1 protein-coding gene and 1 pseudogene are annotated in these 876 nt (G+C 30.8%); both read left to right on the top strand.

Features of this window, described 5'->3' with window-relative positions:
• Positions 1-404 (top strand): annotated as a pseudogene (locus ADK28_RS31220) (site-specific integrase); the annotation flags it as partial.
• A 2-nt stretch (positions 405-406) separates the two neighbouring features.
• On the top strand, positions 407-876 hold a 470-nt coding region (locus ADK28_RS31215; RefSeq protein ID WP_152929606.1), incomplete at its 3' end, for a hypothetical protein.

Here is an 876-nt window from a genome sequence, read left to right as displayed (position 1 = left end):
TTATATGTATCACTAATGATATTCGTTCTCACAGAACCAATAAATTATTAAAGTTAAACTCAAGAAGGCTTAGGTATACCCTTGGCTCCAGAGCCGCAAGAAAGGGATGTGATGCCTACATCATAGCTCATTTGTTAGATCATTCATCGACTAAAACTGTTCAAACATATATTAATAATTTACCTGAAAATGCTAAAAGAATCGATAGCATGTTGTCAGTTCTAATGCTTCCGTATGCTAATGAGTTCTGCTGTTTAGAGGCGGTTGGTAGTCGATATTGGTTTGATAATATCTTTATCCGAATACAAATTCTTCTTGGGCAAATTAAACCAGATGGCGATATTGCTGAATCATTACATCAATCTACTGTCTTGATAGAAAAGAGTCATAGGGTTAAGGAGTAAATATGAATATAGAAATTTTAGAATTCAATAGGGATAAGTTTATAACTGAGTGTAAGATTGCATCTCATGCGCTAAAAGAATTTTCATGGGATAACAACAAATGGAGTAGTTCTTTATTGTTCTATGAATTAAATTTAAATCAAAAGAAAAGAACAAATAAAAAATATCTTAGCAGAGAATTTATCGATATAGCTAAGTCAGTAATTTGGCATGAATGTTTAGATAACCCAGCAAAAGGGGTAAATTATATAATATCGTTGAGGTTAATTGAGTCAGCATTAATTACTTATAATGAAAAAGCTAATATTTGTTTATTGACTTATAAAGTTATCGAGTATGCGCAGACTCTCGCTTTTAAAAGATACACTAATCACAATGCGAGCAAATATTGTAACAATATGCTAAAAATAGTTCGCCTATTAGTATCGAAAAAAATTATTTCTCCAAACTTAAGATTTTCAGGATGTTATTT

The sequence above is a fragment of the Serratia sp. 506_PEND genome (assembly GCF_001076875.1).
Classification (GTDB): Bacteria; Pseudomonadota; Gammaproteobacteria; order Enterobacterales; family Enterobacteriaceae; genus Serratia; species Serratia marcescens.
Note: the sequence above shows the minus strand (reverse complement) of the source record. Positions and strands in the feature narration are given on the sequence as shown.